Origin of the sequence: Marinobacterium weihaiense (assembly GCF_019061305.1) — a bacterium.
In the GTDB taxonomy this organism is placed as follows: Bacteria; Pseudomonadota; Gammaproteobacteria; order Pseudomonadales; family Balneatricaceae; genus Marinobacterium; species Marinobacterium weihaiense.
The window spans coordinates 1-1,255 of record NZ_JAHQZT010000061.1 but is presented as its reverse complement, the minus strand read 5'-3'; the positions used below and the strand labels follow the sequence as shown (position 1 = coordinate 1,255).

The following is a 1,255-nucleotide window of genomic DNA, read 5'->3' as shown; positions in this document are numbered from 1 at the left end:
TTGACCACGAGGGTCAGCAGATTAAATCCCTTGATCCGCTTCCAGTTCTTCTGTGCTGATTCCAGCAGCTTGTAGACCATCGCCAGCGTGGTCTCTCGCGAGCCGCAGTTCCGGGCTCGTTTGGTTCTCAGCCGGACAGTCGCGAACGTGGATTCGATCGGATTGGTTGTCCGGATGTGAACCCAATGCTCTGCCGGGAAGTCGTAGAACGCCAGCAGTTCTTCCCTGTCTTTACGTAGGCGCTCCATGGCACCAGGATACTTCGACTCGAAGCGCACCAGCGCCCGGTCAAAGGCCTTGTGCGCATCGTCTTGTGTTTCTGCCATCCATATATCATGCAGTGCAGCCTTCACCTTGGGTTGAACAGACTTTGGCAGTGCCGACATGATATTGGCTGTCTTGTGCACCCAGCAGCGCTGATGACGGGTATCAGGGTAACACTTGGCAAGCGCTTTCCAGAACCCAAGAGCACCGTCACCGACCGCCAGCTTAGGACTTGTCGTCAGGCCTCGCTCACGCAGGCCCAGCAGCAGCTCTGACCAACTGGCTTCTGACTCGCGATAGCCGTCTTCAACGGCGACCAGTTCCTTACGCCCGTGCTCTGTGACGCCGATGATCACTAGCAGGCAGAGGCGATTATCCATGCGGACGTTGCTGTAGATGCCATCGGCCCACCAGTATACATACCGCTTCTGGCTAAGATCACGCTGACACCAGCTGCGGTGCTCGTCAATCCAGTGCTGCTTCAACCGACTGATGGTGTTGGCGGAAAGCCCCTTGGCCTGATCGCCCAGCAACGCGGACAGCGCATCCTGGTAATCGCCCGTACTCACGCCCTTCAGATACAGCCAGGGCAGCAGCTCCTCGATACTCCGGGCGCGTTTCAGGTATGGCGGCAACAGAGTGCTGTTGAAGCGGACACCGGAGCCGCTGCGGTCCCTGACCTTTGGTACCTTGATCTCGACATCGCCAATACCCGTCTGAACAGTGCGTTCGGGCAGATAGCCATTGCGTACCACAGCCTTGCGGCCATCCGGCAGCCGATGTTCAGCATGCTGCTCCAGCAACACCTGAAGTTCAGCTTCAACGGCCTGTGCGATCAGTTCTCGGGCACCATTGCGAAGCAACTCAGTCAGCGGGTCTGTCACCTGTTCTTCTGGTTGTGAAAGAGCTCTCAGGGTAGACTTGGTCATGGCGTATCACCTTCTGTTGATTGAGATCTTGGTCGTGATCAATCAACAGGATACGCCATCCT

Annotated in this window: 1 protein-coding gene; it reads right to left on the bottom strand. The window is 57.0% G+C overall.

Going from position 1 to position 1,255, the window contains the following annotated elements:
* A partial coding sequence (locus KTN04_RS16550) for an IS256 family transposase (RefSeq protein ID WP_217336328.1) occupies positions 1-1,193 on the bottom strand: 1,193 nt, incomplete at its 3' end.
* Positions 1,194-1,255: the final 62 nt, after the last annotated feature.